Below are 19,887 nucleotides of genomic sequence, written 5' to 3' on the forward strand. Positions count from 1 at the left end.
CGGCGCCGCTACCCCGCCGTCACCGCTGCCGTCACCCTGCTCTGCCTGCCGTCGTGGTCACCAGCGACAGCGGCAGGTCGCCCACCCGGCGTACGGCGTGGTCGCCGTCGCGCGGGCCACCCCGGTAGACCGATCCCGCGACCCAGCTCGCGGTGTTGGACGCGACGACCCGGCCCTCCGCGTTGACCAGGAACGCCGGGCCCGGGATCTCCCGCAGCGCCGGGAGCACCGCGGCCTCGAACCGCCGGACGAACACGTCCGGCCGCGGCCACCCCGGCCGAAGCTCCCCCCGGCCGCACGGGCACCGACAGCGTGAGGCTGTACTCGTCGGTGCACAGGTAGTCGACGTACGGGCCGCAGATCGTGCGCTCGGCGCCGGAGAACGGGCCGGCGTACCAGTCCCAGTGGGTGTAGTCGTAGAAGGCGCTGCTCGCCGGGTCCATGTTCCGCAGCAGCTGCACGGGGTCGCCGGAGGGGTTCTCCTGCCACCATTCGAGGTACCACGGCGCATCGGCCAGCAGGCCGGGCGCGGCGATGAAGCCGATCCCCGCGATCAGCGCCGGCAGATGGGCGGGCAGCGCGCCGCCGCGCAGCCGGGCCCACAGCAGCGGGCGCAGCGCCGCGAGGTCGGCCACGACCGGGCGGCGCGTGCCGCCGGCGGGCAGGACGCAGGCGACAGCGGCGTCGCGGACCTCGCGCAGCGCTTCGAAGACGCCCTCGGCCGTCTCACGCACGCGCGCCAGCGCCGCGGCGGCGCGGTCGTGCTGCACAAGTGACGCCGGTGTGCTCATGCTTCTTACTCCCGCAGCCGCAGCCGAAGCTCGATGAGGTGTCGTGTCGCGTCGAGCACGTGCCGCTCGGCGACGGCCCTGGCCTGCTCGCCGTCGCCGCGCTCGACGGCCCCGGCGATGGCGCGATGCTGTGCCGCCGTCTCATCGTGCCCGCTCAGGCCCTCGTGCGGAAGCCAGAGCAACGGTCCGATGTCAGCCTGTAACCGGATCTCCTCCTGAGTGAGGCGGGCCGACTGCGAGGCCGCCGCGACCTCGATGTGGAACCGGCCGTCGAGTCTGCGCAGCCGGGCGCACGCCTCCCCTGATCCGGCCGTCTCCGGCGCGGCGGCGACGGCGTCCATCTCGTCCAGGGTGCGCCACAGGGGCGCGACGTCCGAGGGCAGCGACCGCTCGGCGGCCAGCCGGGCCGCCGTCCCTGCGATGGCCGCGTAGTGGTCGCCGAAGTCGCGCAGCTCGTCGGCCGCGAACGCGCGCAGCCGCGCCAGGGGGTCGAGCTGGGCGGGCAGGCGTACGAAGCTGCCGCCGCCGCGACCGCGCCGCGTCTCGACCATCCCCTGCTGGCGCAGCGCCATGAGCGCCTCCCGCAGAGTCACGGTGGAGACGCCGAGCCGGCCCGCGAGCTCCGCCTCGCTGGGCAGTTGCTCGCCGTCGGCGAGCAGGCCGACCGCGATCGCGTCGGCCAGCCGCCGTACGACGGCGTCCACCCGGCCGGTGCTGTCCACCGGGGAGAAGACGGCCAGGCGGGCCATGTTCACGGTCGCGCTCCTGTTCGCCCACGCCGTCCGCGGCGGTCGACTCCCCGAAAGTGGACTCCGCGAAAGTTGACAACAGTGATACCGGATCGAGTCTTTACGCGAAACATTTAACTTCATATGTTTCACTTCATGCCAGACCAAGCAGTCAGTCTCCGCGGCCTGCGCAAGAGCTTCGGGCCGGTCGAGGCGGTGGCCGGGATCGACCTCGACGTCGCCGACGGGGAGTTCTTCGCGATGCTCGGGCCGTCCGGCTCGGGGAAGACCACCGTGCTGCGCATGATCGCGGGGTTCGAGTCGCCCACCGCAGGGACGGTCGAGCTGGGCGGGCGCGACGTCACGCGGCTCGCGCCGTTCGAGCGGGACGTGAACACGGTCTTCCAGGACTACGCGCTGTTCCCCCACATGAGCGTGCTGGACAACGTCGAGTACGGCCTGCGGGTGAAGAAGGTGCCCAGAGCCGAGCGGCGCGAGCGGGCGCTCGCCGCGCTGCGCTCGGTGCGGCTGGAGGGCTTCGAGAAGCGGCGCCCGGCCCAGCTGTCCGGCGGCCAGCGCCAGCGGGTCGCGCTGGCCCGAGCGCTGGTCAACCGGCCGCGCGTGCTCCTGCTCGACGAGCCGCTGGGCGCCCTCGACCTCAAGCTCCGCGAGGAGATGCAGGTCGAGCTGAAGGCGATCCAGCGGGAGGTCGGCATCACGTTCCTGTTCGTGACCCACGACCAGGAGGAGGCGCTGACGATGAGCGACCGGATCGCGGTGTTCAACCAGGGCAGGATCGAACAGGTCGGCACCCCCGCCGAGGTGTACGAGCGCCCGGCCACCGCCTTCGTCGCCTCCTTCGTCGGCACCTCCAACCTCATCTCCGGCGAGGCCGCGCGGTCCGTGCTGGGCAGGGAGGGGACCTTCAGCGTCCGGCCCGAGAAACTGCGCGTCGTGCTCGGCGACGAGCCGCCGGGACCGGACGAGCACGAGGCGGCCGGCCTGATCCGCGAGGTCGTGTACGCCGGTCCGGCGACCCGGTTCGTCGTGGACCTCGACGCGGGCGGGCGCCTGATCGCCCTCCAGCAGAACCTGGAGGCGTCGTCCATGGACGTGACGGGCCTGCGCGGCACCCGCGTCCGCCTCGTGTGGCACCGCCGGCACGAGTTCCCCATCGACGCCCCCGCCGCGCCGGTCGCCGCCGGCTGACTTCGCACCACTCACAGCAAGGAGAACCACGATGCGGTCCCCCCGTCCGCGTTTCGCCAGGCCTTCTCTCGTCGTCACCGCCGCGCTGGCGCTCGCCGCCGTCGCGGGCTGCGGCGGCGGGTCGTCCACCACCGGTGGCGGCTCGGCCGCGGCCCCCGGCGGCGGCGCGTTCACGCCGCCGAAGATCGAGGCCCTGAAGTCCCTCGGGCCCGGCGAGGGACAGGTCAACCTCGTCGCCTGGGCCGGGTATGCGGAGGACGGCTCCAACGACCCCAAGGTCGACTGGGTCCACCCCTTCGAGAAGGCCACGGGCTGCACGGTCAACACCAAGACGGCCGGCACCTCCGACGAGATGGTCAACCTCATGAAGACCGGCGAGTACGACGCCGTGTCGGCCTCGGGTGACGCCTCGCTGCGCCTGATCGCCTCGGGCACGGTCGCGCCGGTCAACACCGACCTCGTGCCGAACTACAAGGACGTGTTCGAGGGGCTGAAGCTCAAGCCGTGGAACTCGGTCAACGGGGTCGCGTACGGCATCCCGCACGGCCGCGGCGCCAACCTGCTCATGTGGCGCACGGACACGGTGAAGCAGGCCCCCGACTCCTGGGGCGTCGTGTTCGACCCCAACTCGCCGTACAAGGGCAAGGTGACGGCGTACGACTCGCCCATCTACATCGCCGACGCCGCGCTCTACCTGATGTCGGCCAAGCCCGAGCTGGGCATCAAGGACCCGTACGCGCTGGACGACAAGCAGCTCCAGGCCGCGGTCGACCTGCTCAAGCAGCAGAAGCAGAACATCGGCGAGTACTGGTCCGACTACACCAAGGCGGTGCAGTCGTTCAAGTCCGGCGACACGGTGGTGGGCACGACCTGGCAGGTGATCGCCAACCTGGTGGAGGCCGACAAGGCGCCGGTGAAGACGACGCTGCCGAAGGAGGGCTCCACCGGCTGGTCGGACACCTGGATGGTCGCCGCGAAGGCCAAGCACCCCAACTGCGCCTACAAGTGGCTCGACTGGATCATCTCCCCCAAGGCCAACGCGCAGGTGGCCGAGTGGTTCGGGGAGGCGCCGTCCAACGCCAAGGCGTGCGAGCAGACTTCGGACAAGTCGTTCTGCGACACCTACCACGCGACCGACGAGGAGTACTTCTCCAAGGTCCACTACTGGACCACGCCGATCGCGCAGTGCCTCGACGGCCGCACCGACGTCAAGTGCACCGACTACTCCGAGTGGACCCGGGCCTGGACCGAGATCAAGGGCTGAGCGCTCCTCACGAGGGGGGCGGCCGCCCGGCCGTCCCCCTCGGCCGCACGGAGACAAGCCGCACGGAGAGAAGACGATGACGACCCTCACGACGACGGCCGCCTCCCCCGGGATGCGGAGGCGGGCCGCCTCATTCCTGCACCGGCACGCCGGGGTGCGGCTGTCGCTGCTGCTGTCGGCGCCCCTGGCCTGGCTGGGGCTGGCCTACCTGGGCGCGCTCGCGGCCCTTTTCGTCACCGCATTCTGGTCGACCGACGTGTTCACCGGCGACGTGGTCAAGGTGTTCACCTGGGCCAACTTCACCGATCTGGTCACCGGCGAGGTCTACCGCACGGTTGCCCTGCGCTCGATCGGCGTGGCCGCGGCGGTGACGCTGATCGACCTGGTGGTGGCCTTCCCCATGGCGTTCGCGATGGCCAAGCTGGCCTCGCCGCGGGCCCAGCGCTGGCTGGTGATCGCCGTGCTCACCCCGCTGTGGGCGTCCTACCTGGTCAAGGCGTACGCGTGGCGGGTGATGCTGTCCTCGGACGGCGTGCTCGGCTGGGGCTACGGCCTGACCGCCACCGTGGTGACCTTGTCGTACCTGTGGCTGCCGTACATGATCCTGCCGATCTACGCGGGGCTCGAACGGCTGCCGAACTCGCTGCTCGACGCGGCCGGCGACCTCGGCGCGCGCGGGTGGCGGACGTTCCGGACGGTGGTCTGGCCGCTGACCTTCCCCGCCGCCGTGGCGGGGTCGATCTTCACGTTCTCGCTCTCGCTGGGCGACTACATCACCGTGAAGATCGTGGGCGGCAAGACCCAGCTCATCGGCAACGTGGTCTACGACAACATCGGCGCGGCCAACAACCTGCCCTTCGCCGCCGCCGTCGCCACCGTCCCCGTCGTGATCATGCTGGTCTACCTCGCGGCCGTACGCCGCACCGGCGCGCTGGAGAATCTATGAACCTCTCTCGTACGTCCCGGACCTTGCTGCGGGTGGCGCTGGCGGCCGGCCTGGCCGTCATCTACGTGCCGCTGGCCGTGGTGCTGCTCAACTCGTTCAACTCCGACCGGACCTTCTCCTGGCCGCCCGCCGGGTTCACGCTGCGCTGGTGGGGCGCCGCCTGGGACTCGGCCGGCCTGCGCGAGGCGCTGTGGACCTCGGTCCAGGCGGGTCTCGGCGCGACCGTGATCGCGCTCGTGCTCGGCACGATGGCGGCCTTCGCGGTGCAGCGCTACCGGTTCTTCGGCCGGGAGACGGTCTCGCTGGTGATCGTGCTGCCCATCGCCCTGCCCGGCATCGTGACCGGCATCGCGCTGAGCAACACCTTCCACACGGTGCTCGGCCTCCCCCTCGGGCTGCTGACCGTGATCGTCGGCCACGCGACCTTCTGCGTGGTCACCGTCTACAACAACGTGCTGGCCCGGCTGCGCCGCATGGGCCTGAACCTGGAGGAGGCGTCGGCCGACCTCGGGGCGGACACGTTCACCACGTTCCGCCTGGTGACGTTCCCGATGATGCGCTCGGCGCTGCTCGCGGGCGGGCTGCTCGCCTTCGCGCTGTCGTTCGACGAGATCATCGTCACGACGTTCACCGCCGGGGCCGGCGTCCGCACGCTGCCGATCTGGATCTTCGAGAACCTGTTCCGGCCCAACCAGGCGCCGGTGGTCAACGTGGTCGCCGCCGCGCTGATCCTGCTGTCGGTGATCCCGATCTACCTGGCCCAGCGCCTGTCCGGCGGGGACCCGCAGACCCACTGAGGCGACGCGTCCGCCGGACTACCCGGCCTCCTCGATCAGGAGGCGGGAGATCGCGTCGACCTCGTCGGCGGTGTTGTAGTAGTGGAAGCCGAAGCGGATCCGGTCGGCGGCCGCGGTGGCCCGGACGCCCCGGGTCCGCAGCCGCTCCAGCAGCGCACGCGGATCGACTCCTTCAGGGGGACGCAGTACCGCGATGTGCGAGGGCCCGTCGGCGGCGAAGGTCCGGTAACCGGCCGCGTCCGCCCGCTCGCGCAGCCGGGCCGCGAGCCCTGTGACGTGCCGATCGACCGTCGCGGGGTCGAGCCGGGCCAGCACGCCGAGGGCGGCCACGGTGCCCGTCCAGGTCAGCCAGGCCGGCGACGTGTCCAGCCGGCTCGCGTCGGCGGCGGGCACGAGGCCGCCGCCGAAGTACGCCAGCGGCGCGCCGGTGGTGCGCCAGCTCGCCACCAGCGGCCGGACCGAGTCGAGGCGATCGGGCCGGATCGCGAGGAACGCCGAGCCGCGGGGAGCGAGCATCCACTTGTAGGCGTGCGCGACGAGGTAGTCCGGCCGGCACCGGGCCAGGTCCAGGTCGAGGACGCCGAGACTCTGGGTGGCGTTGACCAGCAGCAGGGCGCCGACCTCGTCGCAGCGGTCGCGAAGGGCCGGCAACGGCAGCCGCAGCCCCTCGTGGCTGGTCACATGGCTGACCGAGACGACGGTCGTGCCCGGAGTGATCGAGGCGAGCAGGTCGTCCACCCGCAGCCCGCCGGGCCCGTGCGCCACCTCGACCACGTCGTGGAACGGGACCCAGGGGTAGCGCGTGCTGCGGAAGTCCTCGGCGGACACCACCACCCGCCCCCGCGGCAGCGAGGCCGCCACCGTGGCGACGGCCTCCGACGCGGACCCCAGGGTGGCCACACAGGCGGGGTCGACCCCCAGCCAGGCGGCGAACCGCTCGCGGGCCCGACCGGCCGCCGCGTCCCAGGTGGTCCATTCGAACGAGCCGTCCAGCCAGGAGTCCAGCGCCTCCGACAGGCTCCGCACCACCGGGAGGCAGCCGAGCGCGGCGCCCGGGGTGTCGGCCCAGATCACCTGCCGCAGGGCGGGGAAGAGCGCGCGGAAGTCCTCCGGCGTCATCCCGGCACCACCGCCACCGAGGCGATCTCGACCAGCAGGTCCTCGCGGGCCAGCCCGGCCACCACGCACAACGAGTTGACCGGATAGTCCCCCTCGGGGAACCACTCGGCGAAGACCTCGCCGATGCCACGGCGCACGCCGGGAAGCGCCTCCCGGCTCGCGACCATCGTGAACAGGGAGACCAGCCCCTCCGCCGGGGTCCCTCCGGCGTCCTCGACGACGGCGGCGATGTTGCGCAACGCCTGGACGGTCTGCCCGTACGCGTCCGGGGCGACCGTTCCGTCGGGGGCGTTGCCGACCTGCCCCGCGATGTGCAGGACGGCGCCCTCCGGTGAGACGCGCGCCGCGTGGCTGTACGCACCGAGGGGCGGGGCGATCCTGTCCGTGCTCCGCCGCTCGACCGGTGCCGGCTTCCCCACGACGTCCTCCATGTCCCTTCTCGCTTCCGCTCACACCGCCGCCCTGGCTGAGATGTCATCCATGACGTCGGCCAAGATACGCAACGCCTCGTCGGCCTCCTCCTCGGTCACCGTCATCGGCGGCGTGACCCGCAGGACGTTGCCGAGCAGCCCGCCGCGGCCGATGAGCAGGCCGCGCGACCTGCACTTCTCGAGGATGCGCGCCACGAGGGCCGGGTCCGGCCGGGTGGTGCCGGGCGTGACGATCTCGACCCCGATCATCAGGCCCATGCCGCGGACCTCGGCGACGCAGTCGTGGTCCGCCGAGATGCGCTCCAGTCCCTCCCGCAGACGGGCGCCGACGCGGTCGGCGTTCGCCTGGAGGTCGCGGTCCCTGATGACGTCGAGCGTGGCCACGGCGGCGGCGCAGGCGAGCGGGTTGCCTCCCGCCGTGGAGATGGAGTTGGCGCCCAGGCAGTCCATGAGGTCGCCCCTGGCGACCACGCCGCCCATCGCCACACCGTTGGCGACGCCCTTGGCGAAGGCCATCGCGTCGGGGCGCACGCCGAACGCCTGGATGCCGAAGCAGGCAGCGCCCGTCCGTCCGAAGCCGGTCTGGACCTCGTCCGAGACGAACAGGATCCCGTACTCGTCGAGCACCGCCTTCATCTCCATGAAGAAACTCGGCGGTGGCGTGGCGAAACCGCCGGCGCCCTGCACGGGCTCGGCGATGAGGCAGGCCACGTCGCCCGCGGTGGCGGTCTCGATGATCGTGCGCAGCTCCTCCTTGCACGCGGCGACGTACGCGGCGTCGTCCAGACCGCGGAAGGGGCTGCGCAGCCGGTAGCCACTGTGCACGTAGGTGACGTTCAGCGGGCTCAGCGAGGTGGCCGACCATCCCCTGATGCCGGTCGCGGCGACGGTGCCGAAGGATCGCCCGTGATAGCTGCCGCGCAGGGCGAGGACCTGGTTCGAGCGGCGGTACTGCGTCGCGAGCAGCAGGGCGGTCTCGACCGCCTCCGTGCCGGAGTTCACGAAGAAGACCTTGGCGTCGGGGATGCCGCTCGCCGCCGCGATCCGCTCGGCGAGCTCCACCTGCCGCCGCACCAGGTAGAGCGTCGAGGTGTGCAGGATGCGGCCGGCCTGCTCCCGGATCGCCTCCGTTATCTCCGGGATGTCGTGCCCCACCATCGTGGCGAGCAGGCCGCCGAAGAAGTCCAGGTAGCGCCGCCCCTCGCTGTCGAAGACATGGCGCCCTTCTCCGCGTACGAGCTCGATGGGGTCCTCGTAGTAGAGGTTCATCCAGGACGGCATCACCGCGCGGTGGCGTTCGAGGAGTGGTCGCGTGCCCATCGGGCGGCCTCCTTCTGCTGCGGGGGGAGACAGGTGCTGTCCGGTGGAGCGTAGGTGGCCGCGCCGCCCGGCATCCTTGCTGACGGGCGAGATTTCAGATAATCAAAGTCCGTGATGTCCGCTTCGTCCGATCACTTCGGCGGGAAGACCCCGAGCACCCTGTCCACGCTGGCGAGGGGACTGGCCGTCTTCGCGCTGGTCGCCGAGCACGGCGGGGAGCTGACCGCCCGTGACATCAGCGAACGCGCCGGCCTGAGCCTGGGCACGACCTATCACCTGCTCCGGACGCTGATCGCCGACGACTACCTCATCCGCCGCCCCGGCGGCAGGTACGACGTCGGGACGCGGGCGGCCGTGCTGAGCTGGCACGTCCAGCGGCGCGCCGGCCCCGAGCCGGAACTTTCGATCATCCTGAAGGGGCTGCACAGCCGGACCAAGGAGACCGCCTACGTGTCGGGCTGGCGGAGGGGGGAGCTGACCCTCCTGCACTATCTGGCCGGCCCCCAGGCGATCACGGTCGGCAGGCTGGAGGTCGGATTCCGGCAGTCCCTGCACGCGCGGGCCTCGGCCAAGGCGGTGCTGGCGCATCTGCCCAAGGAGCACTGCGCCGAGATCGTGGACCGGCTCCCGTTCGAGCCGCTCACGCCGAACACCATCACCGATCCGGAGGCGTTCCACGTCGAGCTCGGGCGCGTACGCCGGCTGGGCTACGCCCTGGACGACGAGGAGTTCGCCCGGGGGATCAAGTGCGTCGCGGCGGTCTTCTCCGGCCGGGACGGGCTCCCCGCCGGCGCCTTCACGATCTCCGTCCCCGCCGAGCGGTTCGCCGGGAACGAGCAGATGTTCATCCGCGAGGTCATCCTGGCCGCGCAGACGGCGGGCACCCTGCTGCGGGAGGGACGGCTCACCCTTCCCCCCGACTCGGCGCCGGATTTCAAATATTCGAAAACCCGCCGATGACGGCGCGGCGAACCGGGCGTGGCCGCCCATACTCCTCGGGCAAGACCTAGGAGGTACCCGTGAACGACACTCACGGACCGGCCACGCTCGCGCCGCGGCTCACCGACTCCGTACGCCACGCGGTCCAGGAGCTCGCCGACGAGCACCTGGACCTGCTGGCCGAATCCCTGCGCCGCGACACCTCGGGCGGCCACGAGGACCGGGTGGCGCCCCTCTACGAGGAGTACCTGCGCGATCACGGCTGGGACGTCCGGCGCCAGGCCATGATCGAGGACGAGGTGCGGGACGCCGACGCCCGGCCGGGTGAGCGCTTCAACGTCATCGCCTCCCGGCCCGGGGCCCGCGGCCCGCGCGTGGCGCTCAACGGCCACATGGACGTGGTGCCGGCCGCGAACCCGTACGCCTGGACCCATCCCCCGTTCGCCGGCCGGCGCGTGGACGGCAAGGTCTACGGCCGGGGCGCCTGCGACATGAAGGGCGGCATCGCCGCGGGGCTGCTGGCCGTCGCGGCGCTGGACCGGGCCGGGATCCGGCCGCCGCTCGACCTGGTCTGGCACCTGGTCGTCGGGGAGGAGACCACCGGCATCGGTACGCGGGTGGCGCTGCGCGAGGGCCCCGCCCCCGATGCGGCGGTCGTCCTCGAACCCACCGAGAGCCGGATCGTGCCGATCTCCTCCGGACTGCTCTTCTTCTCGGTCACCGTGCACGGCCGGACCGCTCACACCTCCGCTCCGTGGGCCGGAGAGGACGCCTTCGAGCGGCTGATGCGCGTGCGGCAGGCGTGGATCGAGCTGGCCGGGAAGCGGACGGCCGCCTACCGGCATCCGCTGTTCGCCCACCTGCCCTCCGCCATCCCGTTCGCGATCGGCACCGTCTCCGCGGGCGCCTGGCGGGCGGCCGTACCGGACCTGGCCACGATGGCCGGGCGGATCGGGCTCGCCCCCGGAGAGTCCGCGCGGCGGGTGCGGGACGAGTTCGAGGCCGCCGTCGCCCGCGTCGCCGCCGGGGACCCCTGGCTCGCCGAGCATCCCGTCGAGATCGAGTGGGGACACGAACTCCTCGGCTGGGAGACGCCGCGCGAGCACCCCCTGGTCGCGTCGTTCGCGTCGGGCCAGGCGGGGATCGGCGCGTCCGCCCGCGAGCCGCTCGCCTTCACGGCCGGCTCCGACGCCGCCTACTACGGCGGGCGCGGCGTCCCCACCGTGATCTACGGCCCCGGCCGTACGGCGCTGGCCCACGCCGACGACGAGCACGTGACCGAGGCCGACGTCGTCGAGTGCGCCGCGGTGCTCGCTGTGGCGCTGGCGGACTACGCCCGGCGGGCCGCCGCCTGACTCCGGCGGTACGACCCTGTACCGCCCTTTGTGACCAGCGAACGCCAGGAGGTCTCCTTCGCATGCGCTCCGACACCCCGACACTGCTCGGCCACTTCGAAAGGATGCTGCTCATCCGCGGCGTCGAGGACGAGATCGCCCGGCTGCGCGCGGCCGGCGACATGGTCGGCTCGATCCATCTGTGCAGCGGCCAGGAGGCCGTGTACGTGGGAGCCGTCGCCGCCCTCGACCTGAGCCGGGACGCGGTCTTCCCGACGTACCGCGGCCACGGCTGGGCGCTCGCCTGCGGCGTGCCGCCCGAGGCGCTGTTCGCCGAGATCCTCGGCCGCGTCACCGGGATCAACGGCGGCAGAGGCGGATCCGCCTACTTCACCGCGCCCCGCTACGGCATGTACGGAGAGAACTCGATCGTCGGGGCCGGCGCCCCGATCGCCGCCGGCGCGGCCCTCGCGGCCGCCTTCGACGGCAGCGGCCGCGTCGCGGTCGCCGCCTTCGGCGACGGAGCGCTCAACCAGGGCGCGGTCCACGAGGCGATGAACTTCGCCGCCGTCCGCGGCCTCCCGGTCGTCTTCGTCGTCGAGAACAACGCCTACTCCGAGCTCACCCCGATCGCCGACATGACCCGCAACCCCGAGTTGTTCCGCCGCGCCTCCGCGTACGGGATGCCCGGCGGGCGGGTGGACGGCAACGACCCCGACGCGGTGGCGCGGGCGATGGAGACGTGCGTCCGGCGCGCCCGCGGCGGCGGGGGTCCGGCGCTGCTGGAGTGCGTGACGCAGCGCATCGTCGGCCACTACATCGGCGACGCGCAGCACTACCGGCCCGCCGGGGACCTTGACCGGGCCGTCGCCGCGGAGCCCATCGGGCGGCTCGCCGAGCGCCTGACCGCCGAAGGGGTCGCGGCCGGCGAACTCGACGCGATCCGGGCGCGCGTCGCCGACCGGGTCCGGGCCGCCTCCCGCCTCGCCCTCGACTCACCGCCGGCCGACCCGGCGACCGCATTGGAGCACCTCTATGCCTGACCTCACCCTCCTGCCCGCCGGCGCGGCCGGCACCGCGATCGAGACCAAGCGGCTCAGCTATGCCGAGGCCGTCAACCACGCCCTCCGCCGTGCCCTGCGGGAGCGCCCGGAGACCCTGCTCTTCGGCGAGGACGTGGCCAAGCCCGGCGGCGTGTTCGGCGTCACGAAGGGTCTGCACCGCGAGTTCGGCGACCGCGTCTTCGACACCCCCATCTCCGAGTCGGCCATCCTCGGCGGAGCCGTCGGCGCGGCCATGTTCGGCCGCCGCCCGATCGCCGAGATCATGTGGATCGACTTCTCGCTCGTGGCCCTGGACCAGCTCGTCAACCAGGCCCCCAACGTGCGGTACGTCTCGCGCGGCGCCGTCACCGCGCCGATCACCGTCCGCACCCAGGCGGGAAACGGCCCCGGGGCGTGCGCGCAGCACTCCCAGAACCTCGAGGCGTTCTTCGCCCACGTCCCCGGCCTGCGGGTCGGCATGCCGAGCACCGCCCAGGACGCGTACGACATGCTGCTGAGCGCCGTCTGGTGCGACGACCCGGTCATCGTCATCGAGAACCGGACCCTCTACCACGGCGCCAAGTCGGACGTCCGCCTCGGCGGCGAGGTCGGGCCGATCGGCGGCGCGCGGGTCCGGCGCGGCGGCTCCGACGTGACGGTGGTGACCTGGGGAGCCGTGCAGAACCTCGTGCTCGAAGCGGCCGAGGAACTGGCCGCCGAGGGCGTCGAGGCCGAGGTTCTCGACCTGCGCTGGCTCAACCCCCTCGACCTGACCGCCGTCCGGGAGGCCGTGGCCAGGACGCGGCGGCTGGCCGTCGTCCACGAGGCGCACACGTTCGGCGGCTTCGGGGCCGAGGTGGTCAGCCTCGTCGCGGAGTCCGGGCTGGACCTGCTCGCCCCTCCGGTGCGCATCGGCGCCGCCCCGGCCCGCATCCCTTCGGCCGTCTCCCTGGTGCCGGGCGTCCTCCCGACCCGCGCGAAGATCGCGGACGGACTGCGCCGCCTCGTCCGCGGGGAGACCGTCCGCGACGCCGGAGTGCTCCGATGACCGGGCCCGGCGTCACCTGGGGGATGCCCGCCTTCGCGCCGCTCTACGGAGCGGGAGAGGAGCAGGTGACGCTCGACTGGCTGACCGTGGAGTACGCGACCACGCCGGAGATCGTCGGGAGCGTCCTGCCGGCGCCGCTGCGGGCACCGGCGAACTCGGCGGTCATGCTGTGGTTCGCCCGGTTCAAGGACCCCGCCTTCTCCCGCGCCGACGGCACGAGCGAGCGCCGCCCGTCGTACACGCAGGCGGGGGTGTGCGTGACCTGCGAGCACCCGCGGCTCGGGCAGGCGGGCGAGTCCGGCGCGTACGCGGTCGAGACGTTCATCCCGGGCCTGAACTACGGGATCTTCGGGCGGGAGGCGTTCGGGCTGCCGAAGAAGCAGGTGCGCCAGGTCGTCGTCGAGCGCGCCGGCGACGCCGTCACGGCGGGCGTCGTCATGGCCGACGGGGCGCCGCTGCTCGACGTGACCGGAACGGCCGGGCGCTCCGGCCCGGAGTCCGCGGTGCCGTCGTGGATATCGCCGCACTTCACCCTCAAGCTCGTCCCCCGTGCGGACGGCCCCGGCTATGACATCAGCCGGCTGGTGCGCATCCCGTTCGACGTCACCCCTCTCTCACCGGCGAACGGCGGAGAGGCGGAGCTCACCTTCCACCCCCGCGATTCCGATCCCGTGCACCTGCTGCGTCCCGTTTCGACGCCGACGCTCTCCTGGGGCTCGGTCCGCCTCGCCATCCGCTACGGGGTCTACCTCGAACACTGCGACCGCTTCCCCGTGCTCGGCCGGCCCTCCTGGTAGGGCCTCTCTCGGCAATGCCCCGGTTAGGAAGGACATGACATGAGCGGACACCCCCAGCCGCCGGAGGCCGCCCCCAGGCCGTTCCGGAAGGCCGTCGCCGCCGCCTCCATCGGCAACTTCATCGAGTGGTACGACTTCGCCCTCTACGGCTTCTTCGCCAAAGCCGTCGCCGACACCTTCTTCCCCTCCGGCGACGCCCGCGCCTCGTTGCTGCTGACCTTCGCCGTCTTCGGCATGAGCTTCGTCGTCCGGCCGCTCGGCGGGCTGGTCTTCGGGCACATGGGCGACAGGATCGGCCGGCGTGCCAGCATGTCGCTGATCGTCATCCTCATCTCGGTCGCCTCCGCGGCCATGGCCCTCGTGCCGGGGTACGACACGATCGGCATCGCCGCCCCGATCCTGATCTTCCTGCTCCGCTGCGTCCAGGGGATCTCGGCCGGCGGGGAGTGGGCCAGCTCCGCGTCGTACGTCGTCGAGCACGCGCCGCCCGGACGCCGGGCGTTCGCGGGGAGCTGGCAGACGAGCACGATCGCCCTCGGGATGCTGACGGCCGCCCTGTCGGCCGTCGCCGTCTCGCTGACGACGGGCGCCGGGGCCGCAGCGTCGTGGGGATGGCGGGTTCCCTTCCTGGTCAGCCTCCCGCTGGGACTGGTCGGCCTGTACCTGCGGCTGCGTCTCGGAGAGAGCCCGGAGTTCGAGAAGGTCGATCCCGGCGAGGCCGAGCGCCGCCCGCTGCGCGCGGCGCTCAGGCGCGACTGGCGCTCGATCCTGCTGATCGCCGGGCTCACCGCCGCCCCCACCATGTGTACCTACGTCCTGCTCGTCTACGGCCCGACGTTCCTGTCGACCGACCTGGGGATGGACCCGCAGCAGGCCCGCCTCGCCGGGGTCGCGGGCTTCGCCTTCATGGCCGTCGCGGTCGTCCCCGCGTCGATGCTCAGCGACCGCTTCGGCCGCCGGCCGTTCCTGATCGCCGGGGCGATCTGGGTGGCGGTCTCGTCGCTGCTGACGCTCTCCCTGATGCACACGGGCCGCTGGTACCTGGTGGTGGCCGGGCTCATCCTCACGCTCGTCGGAGACGTCATGATGCTGGCCCCGCAACCGGCCCTGTTCTGCGAGCTGTTCCCCACCAGCCGCCGCGCCAGCGGGGTGAGCGTCGGATACAACCTCGGCGTGATCCTCTTCGGCGGCGCCGGTCCGTACATCTCCGGCACGCTCGTCGAGGTCACCGCGTCCACCTACGCCCCCGGGTGGTACCTCATGGGCGGCGCGACGCTCAGCCTGATCGCCGCGGTGATGACCCCCGAGACGCTGCGTACGTCGCTGCGCGACGGCGTGACCCGCCTCGCCGGTGGGCCAGGCCGAGGAGAACGCGCCTCGGGGTCGATCCACGAGATCGCGGAAGCCTGAGGGAGGAGTTCGTGGATCGACCGACGATGCGCGCCGTGGTCCACACGGGAGCGCCAGGCGTCGCCGGATTCCGGACGGCGGTGCTCCCCCGGCCGGAGCCCGGACCGGGCCAGGTCCTGGTACGGATCCGCTGCGCGGCCCTGAACCGGCACGACCTGTTCGTGGCGGCGGGCCGCGACGGCACCGAGCCCCCGCTGGTGGTGGGCTCGGACGGCGCCGGCGAGGTGGTCGCGCTGGGACCCGGTGCCTCCGGAGCCGCGGTGGGCGACGAGGTCGTCATCGACCCCACCCTCGGCTGGCCGGCCGCCGACGACGTGCCCGGCGTTCCGCGCCTGCTCGGCGGCCCTCCGGACGGGACCCTCGCCGAGTACGTCGCGGTTCCGGCTGCGAACGCCCATCCCCGGCCCGAGGGCTGGACTGGGCGGAGGCGGCGGCCCTGCCGCTCGTGGCGGTCACGTCGTTCCGCGCCCTGTTCACCCGGGGCGGGCTGCGTCCCGGACAGCACGTACTCGTCCCGGCCGTGTCCAGCGGGGTGGGCACGATGTGCGTGCTGATGGCCCTCGCGGCCGGGGCCCGGGTGACCGCCGTCACCCGGAGCGCCGCGAAGGCCGAGGCGGCCCGGGCCCTGGGCGCCCACGAGGTGGTCGTCGGGGGCGACGGCGGCTATCCCGCGCCGGGCATCCCCGTCGATCTGGTGGTCGACTCGGTGGGGGCGGCGTACTTCGCCTCGCATCTGGCCGCCCTGCGCTCCGGCGGGCGGCTGGTGACCTCGGCGCGACGACCGGCCCCGACGTGTCGGTGTCGTTGCGGGAGCTGTTCTTCCGGCAGATCAGCGTCATCGGCACCTCGGTGGGCAGCTCCGCGGAGTTCGCCGAGGCCATGGCCTTCGTACGACGCCATGACCTGCGGCCGGTGCTCCACGACGTCCGGCCGTTCGACGAGGCCGTCCAAGCCCTGTACGACCTGCGGGAGAGCGGCCACTTCGGGAAGTCCGTCATCCGCGTCTCGGCGTAGATCAGCCGTCCGCTCCCGTCAGGGAGCGAAGGCAGGGGCGCAGCAGGGCGGCGATCTGCTCGGGAGGCGCGTCGCGCAGCTCTTCGAGCTTGAGCAGGTGGCGCCCGAGGACCACGCCGATGAGCACGGCACTGATCACCGAGGCCCGTACGCCCGCGTCGGCGGCGGGGATGGCCTCGGCGAGCTGCGCCCGGTATCGGGCCGCCCCCTCGGCGGCGGCCTCGGAGGCTCCCGGGTGGGTGAGCATCGAGCGCAGGACGGCCAGCGACTCGACCGGCTCGTCGGCCATCGAGGCGGCGAGCCGGTCGAGCATCTCCTCGACGACCTCGTCCGGCCCGCCCGCGAGAGGCCCCGAAGGCCGGGCCCGGGCGACGCGCAGGAAGAGCTCCTCCTTGGAGCCGAAGTAGTGCATGACGAGCCCGGGGTTCACCCCGGCCGCGGCGGCGACGGCCCGGATCGTCGTGTCGGCGTATCCCGACGCGGCGAACAGGCGAGCCGCCTCCTCGAGGATCCTCGCCTCGGTCCTGCGGCGTCGCTCCGCCCGCGTCAGGCGGGCTCCGGCCTCGGTCACCGGTCGATTCTACGGCGATTGATCTCTTCCCGAATTTCGTTGTACGGTCGTTTAGTAAACGCTCGTTCAATGACGGAGGACCCATGGACCGGCCGGCCCCGCGAGACGTCCTCGCCCGCAGACGCGCCCTGATCCTCGACGGCGACCTGGACGGCTTCGCCGCTCTGTTCGCCCCCGACGGGGTGATCGAGCTGCCGTTCGCACCACCGGGGATGCCCGTGCGCGTCGAGGGCCGCGAGGCCATCCGCGCCTTCTCCTCCGGGCAGGCGACCGCGGCGATGCGGATCGAGGACATGTGGACCACCAGCGTCTACGAGACGACGGATCCGGAGGTGCTCGTCGTCGAACTCGAGACCAGGGCCGTAGTGACCGCGACGGGCGCTCCCTATCAGGCCCGGTCTGTGCAGGTGATCCGCATCCGCGACGGACAGATCCTCCTCCTGCGCGACTACTGGAACCCGATGGGCCTCGCCGCCGCGACGCAGGCCTGATCAGGCGGGCGGGGTGGCGGCGGTGTAGGGCGGGAGCGGAAGCCGGTGGCCCAGCAGGAAGGCGCGCACCACTGCGAGATAGACGGCCGGCTGGTCCATGGCGATGGCATGGCCGGCGTGGGGGACGTAGACCAGGGTCGAGCCGGGCAGGGTGCGCCGGCGTCGGAACCGGGGGGCGGGCCGGCGGGGCGCGGCATCGGCCGGAACAGCGGGATCCCGGCCGCCGCGCCGAACACGACGGTGGCGACGGCGGCGGCCAGGGCGGCGGGTCGCCTGCTGCGCCGGAGTCCGAACAGCGCGAGTCCCGCCCAGCACGAAAGAAAGAAGGTCGCGAAGAACGCCACGAGCGCCGCCGCGACCAGCACCGGGACGAGCGCGGTCGCGAAGGCCGCGCAGAAGAAGGCGGCCAGGGCCGCGACGACCGCCGCGACCAGTGCCACCAGGATCGTGAGCACACCGCCGGCGCGCCGGAGGAAGATCGTTGCCATGCCGTCCACGCTAGGTACGCCGTTCGCGCCGTTCCTCCTGCCTGACGACGAACCGCACGGGTCCCGCGCCCCGCCGGACGGCGGGGTCCGTCCCCCCTGCGCGGCGGGGGCCGTCAGCGAACGCCGGGGCGGACCAGCCCCGTCTCGTAGGCGGCGATCGCGGCCTGGACCCGGTCGCGCACGTTCAGTTTGCGCAGGATGACCGCCACATGGTCCTTGACGGTGGCCGGGCTCAGGGACAGCTCCCGGGCGATCTCGGCGTTGCTGCGTCCGCGTGCCACCTGGACCAGGACCTCGGTCTCCCGCGGCGTCAGCGCCGCCGGCGGCGCGGAGCCGGGCGAGCCGCCGGGCGCGGCGGCGTAGTGGTCGATGAGCCGCCGGGTGACGGCCGGGTCGAGGAGGGCGTCCCCGGCGGCGACGACCCGGACGGCGTCGACGACGCGCTGCGGCTCGGCGGTCTTGAGCAGGAAGCCCGACGCTCCGGCCCGCAGCGCGCCGAACACGTACTCGTCCAGGCCGAAGCTGGTGAGCAGCAGGACCCGCACCTCGGGGGCAGCGGCCGTCACCCGCGCGGTCGCCGCGACACCGTCCAGGCCCGGCATGCGGACGTCGAGCACCGCGACGTCCGGGCGCAGGTCGAGGGCCTGCCGCACGGCCGTCTCGCCGTCGCCGCAGTGGGCGCGGCAGGCCCGGGGAGCCGAGGCGGCGCGGACCGATGGTCAGGTCCAGTCCGTCCGGGACGTGGTGCAGGGCGATCGGCGTCTCGTCCTCGATGAGCGCCTCGACGGTGCGGTAGGCGATCACCTCGGCGGACGCGGGCAGAGGGCGTACGGGGCCGGTCACGCGCAGGGCGGCGCGATGACGCGTGGCCAGCGTGCGGACTCCGGCCAGGGTTGGCGGCGGGTCGTCGTCGGCGGGTGCGGCGCGCAGCTCGGTGACCAGGTCCTGCATGACGAGCATCGCCGCCCGCGACCGCGTCAGGACGTCCTGGAGGTCCTCGCGTTCGGCGGCGGAGACCGCGGCACGGACGTGGCCGCATGCGGTGCCACGCAGGCCCCGCAGCAGCCGCGTCCGCTCCGCCCAGGCGATGAAGCGGTGCGCCACGCCGTCCGCGGCCAGCGCCGCCCCGGCGACGGCGGCCACCACGAGCGGCACCGGCCAGCTTCCGGCCGCGCGACGCGCTCTCGACGCTGCCGCGTGGACCAGCAGGAGATCCGCCCACCAGCACCACAGCAGCACGTCGGTTCCGTGGGACGGCGTCCAGCCGTAGTGCTCGCACAGCAGCCACCCCAGCACGACGGCGCAGGCCGCCATCGCCGCCGCGCACGGGGCGCTGCGCCGCCACGCCAGCGGTGCGGCGTGGGCGGCGAGCACTCCGGCCAGCAGCGCGTCGGCCCCGGCGGATCCACGGAACGCGTCCGGCCCTCCGGCGGGAATCAGGCATGCGCCCAGGGGCAGTGCGAACGCCAGGACCACGAGCGCGGCGTCGGCGGAGGCCGGCCCCCGCAGCCGCAGCCAGACCTTGTGTGCGATCGTGCGCGTCCGCCGTCCGGCGGCCCGCGCCCGCACCGGCGGCTCCCCGGCAGCGCCCGGAAGCGACATCCGGGCGAGCCACCCGCCCTCGTGCGGGCCCGCGTCGAACCGTCCGCCCGCCTCGGCCACGGCACGGCGCAGAGCGTCCAGCCCCGTGCCGGTGCCGAGGCCGTCGCCGGCCGCCGTCCCGCCGTTGTCCCTCACCTCGACGAGGAGGACGTCGCCGTCGGCGTCCACTCGTGCCCGCACGGTGGCGCCGACGGCGTACCGGGCGGCGTTGGTCAACCCCTCTTTGAGTACGCGATAGGCGAGCGCCGCACCTTCCCGCGTGACGACCCGGACGCCGCGGCGGTAGTCGGCCTGCGCGAACGCGGCGGCGAGGGCGTCCAGCTCATGGAGGGTGCGTTCGGGGTCGAGCGACGCGCCGAGAGCGTCGAGTTCCGCCAGGGCGGCGCGTCCGGCCTCCGCGGCGTGCCGGAGCGCGGCACCCGCCGTCACCACAACCCCCGGTGAGACGGTCGCCCCGGCCACATCGTGCAGCTCGGCGGCGAAGCGCGCCCCGCTCGGCCCGTGCCGCGTCGCGCCGGGGACGGCCGCCCGCGTGCCGCAGGAAC

23 protein-coding genes and 2 pseudogenes are annotated in these 19,887 nt (G+C 73.1%); 16 read left to right on the forward strand and 9 right to left on the reverse strand.

The features are described from left to right. Nucleotides 1–8: 8 nt before the first annotated feature. Both B1L11_RS19905 and B1L11_RS19910 read right to left on the reverse strand, forming a co-directional pair. On the reverse strand, nucleotides 9–791 hold the full coding sequence (locus B1L11_RS19905; protein ID WP_143737398.1) for a cache domain-containing protein: 783 nt from the start codon (nucleotides 789–791) through the stop codon (nucleotides 9–11). A gap of 5 nt (nucleotides 792–796) precedes the next feature. Continuing rightward, nucleotides 797–1,540 (reverse strand): FadR/GntR family transcriptional regulator, encoded by a 744-nt coding sequence (locus B1L11_RS19910; RefSeq protein WP_079315896.1) that lies wholly within the window; start codon nucleotides 1,538–1,540, stop codon nucleotides 797–799. A 135-nt stretch (nucleotides 1,541–1,675) separates the two neighbouring features. Here B1L11_RS19910 and B1L11_RS19915 point away from each other — a divergent pair, with 135 nt between their 5' ends. The 4 genes from B1L11_RS19915 to B1L11_RS19930 all read left to right on the forward strand — a co-directional run bounded on the left by B1L11_RS19915 (nucleotide 1,676) and on the right by B1L11_RS19930 (nucleotide 5,735). Then, on the forward strand, nucleotides 1,676–2,728 hold the full coding sequence (locus B1L11_RS19915; RefSeq protein ID WP_079315897.1) for an ABC transporter ATP-binding protein: 1,053 nt from the start codon (nucleotides 1,676–1,678) through the stop codon (nucleotides 2,726–2,728). 31 nt (nucleotides 2,729–2,759) lie between these two features. Next, nucleotides 2,760–3,992, forward strand: a complete 1,233-nt coding sequence (locus B1L11_RS19920; protein ID WP_079315875.1) for an ABC transporter substrate-binding protein — start codon at nucleotides 2,760–2,762, stop codon at nucleotides 3,990–3,992. A gap of 76 nt (nucleotides 3,993–4,068) precedes the next feature. Continuing rightward, nucleotides 4,069–4,938, forward strand: coding sequence for an ABC transporter permease (locus tag B1L11_RS19925; protein WP_079315876.1), 870 nt, complete (start codon nucleotides 4,069–4,071; stop codon nucleotides 4,936–4,938). After that, entirely contained in the window at nucleotides 4,935–5,735 is an 801-nt protein-coding gene (locus B1L11_RS19930; RefSeq protein WP_079315877.1) for an ABC transporter permease, read from the forward strand. The genes B1L11_RS19925 and B1L11_RS19930 overlap by 4 nt, the downstream gene beginning before the upstream one ends. An 18-nt stretch (nucleotides 5,736–5,753) precedes the next feature. On the opposite strand, the gene B1L11_RS19935 is transcribed toward B1L11_RS19930, so the two are convergent. The 3 genes from B1L11_RS19935 to B1L11_RS19945 are packed head-to-tail and all read right to left on the reverse strand — an operon-like array spanning nucleotide 5,754 to nucleotide 8,605. After that, nucleotides 5,754–6,854, reverse strand: coding sequence for an aminotransferase class V-fold PLP-dependent enzyme (locus tag B1L11_RS19935; protein WP_079315878.1), 1,101 nt, complete (start codon nucleotides 6,852–6,854; stop codon nucleotides 5,754–5,756). Continuing rightward, nucleotides 6,851–7,273: a RidA family protein gene (locus tag B1L11_RS19940; protein WP_179155231.1), complete on the reverse strand. Its 423-nt coding sequence runs from the start codon at nucleotides 7,271–7,273 to the stop codon at nucleotides 6,851–6,853. Before B1L11_RS19940 ends, B1L11_RS19935 begins: the two co-directional genes overlap by 4 nt. Before the next feature lie 30 nt (nucleotides 7,274–7,303). Beyond that, nucleotides 7,304–8,605, reverse strand: coding sequence for an aspartate aminotransferase family protein (locus B1L11_RS19945; protein WP_079315880.1), 1,302 nt, complete (start codon nucleotides 8,603–8,605; stop codon nucleotides 7,304–7,306). A gap of 114 nt (nucleotides 8,606–8,719) precedes the next feature. Between B1L11_RS19945 and B1L11_RS19950 the strand changes: the two genes are divergently transcribed. The 9 genes and pseudogenes from B1L11_RS19950 to B1L11_RS45410 all read left to right on the forward strand — a co-directional run bounded on the left by B1L11_RS19950 (nucleotide 8,720) and on the right by B1L11_RS45410 (nucleotide 16,190). Continuing rightward, entirely contained in the window at nucleotides 8,720–9,565 is an 846-nt protein-coding gene (locus tag B1L11_RS19950) for an IclR family transcriptional regulator (RefSeq protein WP_079315881.1), read from the forward strand. A gap of 59 nt (nucleotides 9,566–9,624) precedes the next feature. Continuing rightward, the gene (locus B1L11_RS19955) at nucleotides 9,625–10,899 is read left to right on the forward strand and encodes a M20 family metallopeptidase (protein WP_079315882.1); all 1,275 of its coding nucleotides are present in this window, start codon (nucleotides 9,625–9,627) and stop codon (nucleotides 10,897–10,899) included. 62 nt (nucleotides 10,900–10,961) lie between these two features. Continuing rightward, nucleotides 10,962–11,921, forward strand: coding sequence for a thiamine pyrophosphate-dependent dehydrogenase E1 component subunit alpha (locus B1L11_RS19960; protein WP_079315883.1), 960 nt, complete (start codon nucleotides 10,962–10,964; stop codon nucleotides 11,919–11,921). Then, on the forward strand, nucleotides 11,914–12,969 hold the full coding sequence (locus B1L11_RS19965) for an alpha-ketoacid dehydrogenase subunit beta (protein WP_079315884.1): 1,056 nt from the start codon (nucleotides 11,914–11,916) through the stop codon (nucleotides 12,967–12,969). Before B1L11_RS19960 ends, B1L11_RS19965 begins: the two co-directional genes overlap by 8 nt. Further along, complete coding sequence (locus tag B1L11_RS19970) at nucleotides 12,966–13,766, forward strand: acetoacetate decarboxylase family protein (RefSeq protein ID WP_079315885.1); 801 nt, start codon at nucleotides 12,966–12,968, stop codon at nucleotides 13,764–13,766. Before B1L11_RS19965 ends, B1L11_RS19970 begins: the two co-directional genes overlap by 4 nt. Before the next feature lie 39 nt (nucleotides 13,767–13,805). Continuing rightward, nucleotides 13,806–15,176, forward strand: coding sequence for an MFS transporter (locus tag B1L11_RS19975; RefSeq protein WP_079315886.1), 1,371 nt, complete (start codon nucleotides 13,806–13,808; stop codon nucleotides 15,174–15,176). A gap of 11 nt (nucleotides 15,177–15,187) precedes the next feature. Further along, nucleotides 15,188–15,730, forward strand: a complete 543-nt coding sequence (locus B1L11_RS45400) for an alcohol dehydrogenase catalytic domain-containing protein (protein ID WP_143737399.1) — start codon at nucleotides 15,188–15,190, stop codon at nucleotides 15,728–15,730. Next, nucleotides 15,730–15,888: pseudogene (locus B1L11_RS54995) on the forward strand (alcohol dehydrogenase); the annotation flags it as partial. The gene B1L11_RS45400 and the pseudogene B1L11_RS54995, both read left to right, overlap by 1 nt. Before the next feature lie 80 nt (nucleotides 15,889–15,968). Continuing rightward, complete coding sequence (locus B1L11_RS45410; protein WP_143737400.1) at nucleotides 15,969–16,190, forward strand: zinc-binding dehydrogenase; 222 nt, start codon at nucleotides 15,969–15,971, stop codon at nucleotides 16,188–16,190. Nucleotide 16,191: 1 nt separating this feature from the next. On the opposite strand, the gene B1L11_RS19985 is transcribed toward B1L11_RS45410, so the two are convergent. Continuing rightward, on the reverse strand, nucleotides 16,192–16,761 hold the full coding sequence (locus tag B1L11_RS19985; RefSeq protein WP_079315887.1) for a TetR/AcrR family transcriptional regulator: 570 nt from the start codon (nucleotides 16,759–16,761) through the stop codon (nucleotides 16,192–16,194). 83 nt (nucleotides 16,762–16,844) lie between these two features. Between B1L11_RS19985 and B1L11_RS19990 the strand changes: the two genes are divergently transcribed. Continuing rightward, nucleotides 16,845–17,252 (forward strand): nuclear transport factor 2 family protein, encoded by a 408-nt coding sequence (locus B1L11_RS19990; RefSeq protein ID WP_079315888.1) that lies wholly within the window; start codon nucleotides 16,845–16,847, stop codon nucleotides 17,250–17,252. On the opposite strand, the gene B1L11_RS19995 is transcribed toward B1L11_RS19990, so the two are convergent. The 3 genes and pseudogenes from B1L11_RS19995 to B1L11_RS51370 all read right to left on the reverse strand — a co-directional run. Further along, complete coding sequence (locus B1L11_RS19995; RefSeq protein WP_143737401.1) at nucleotides 17,210–17,740, reverse strand: hypothetical protein; 531 nt, start codon at nucleotides 17,738–17,740, stop codon at nucleotides 17,210–17,212. The two genes, B1L11_RS19990 and B1L11_RS19995, sit on opposite strands and share 43 nt — an antisense overlap. Before the next feature lie 113 nt (nucleotides 17,741–17,853). Further along, the gene (locus B1L11_RS51365; protein ID WP_256862721.1) at nucleotides 17,854–18,111 is read right to left on the reverse strand and encodes a response regulator transcription factor; all 258 of its coding nucleotides are present in this window, start codon (nucleotides 18,109–18,111) and stop codon (nucleotides 17,854–17,856) included. Nucleotides 18,112–18,174: 63 nt separating this feature from the next. Continuing rightward, nucleotides 18,175–18,405: pseudogene (locus B1L11_RS51370) on the reverse strand (response regulator transcription factor); the annotation flags it as partial. A gap of 284 nt (nucleotides 18,406–18,689) precedes the next feature. Here B1L11_RS51370 and B1L11_RS20005 point away from each other — a divergent pair. Beyond that, nucleotides 18,690–19,010, forward strand: a complete 321-nt coding sequence (locus tag B1L11_RS20005; protein WP_143737402.1) for a hypothetical protein — start codon at nucleotides 18,690–18,692, stop codon at nucleotides 19,008–19,010. Nucleotides 19,011–19,363: 353 nt separating this feature from the next. After that, complete coding sequence (locus B1L11_RS20010) at nucleotides 19,364–19,786, forward strand: hypothetical protein (protein WP_079315891.1); 423 nt, start codon at nucleotides 19,364–19,366, stop codon at nucleotides 19,784–19,786. Nucleotides 19,787–19,887 lie beyond the last annotated feature (101 nt).

The sequence above is a fragment of the Microbispora sp. GKU 823 genome, assembly GCF_002027145.1.
Lineage (GTDB): Bacteria > Actinomycetota > Actinomycetes > Streptosporangiales > Streptosporangiaceae > Microbispora > Microbispora siamensis.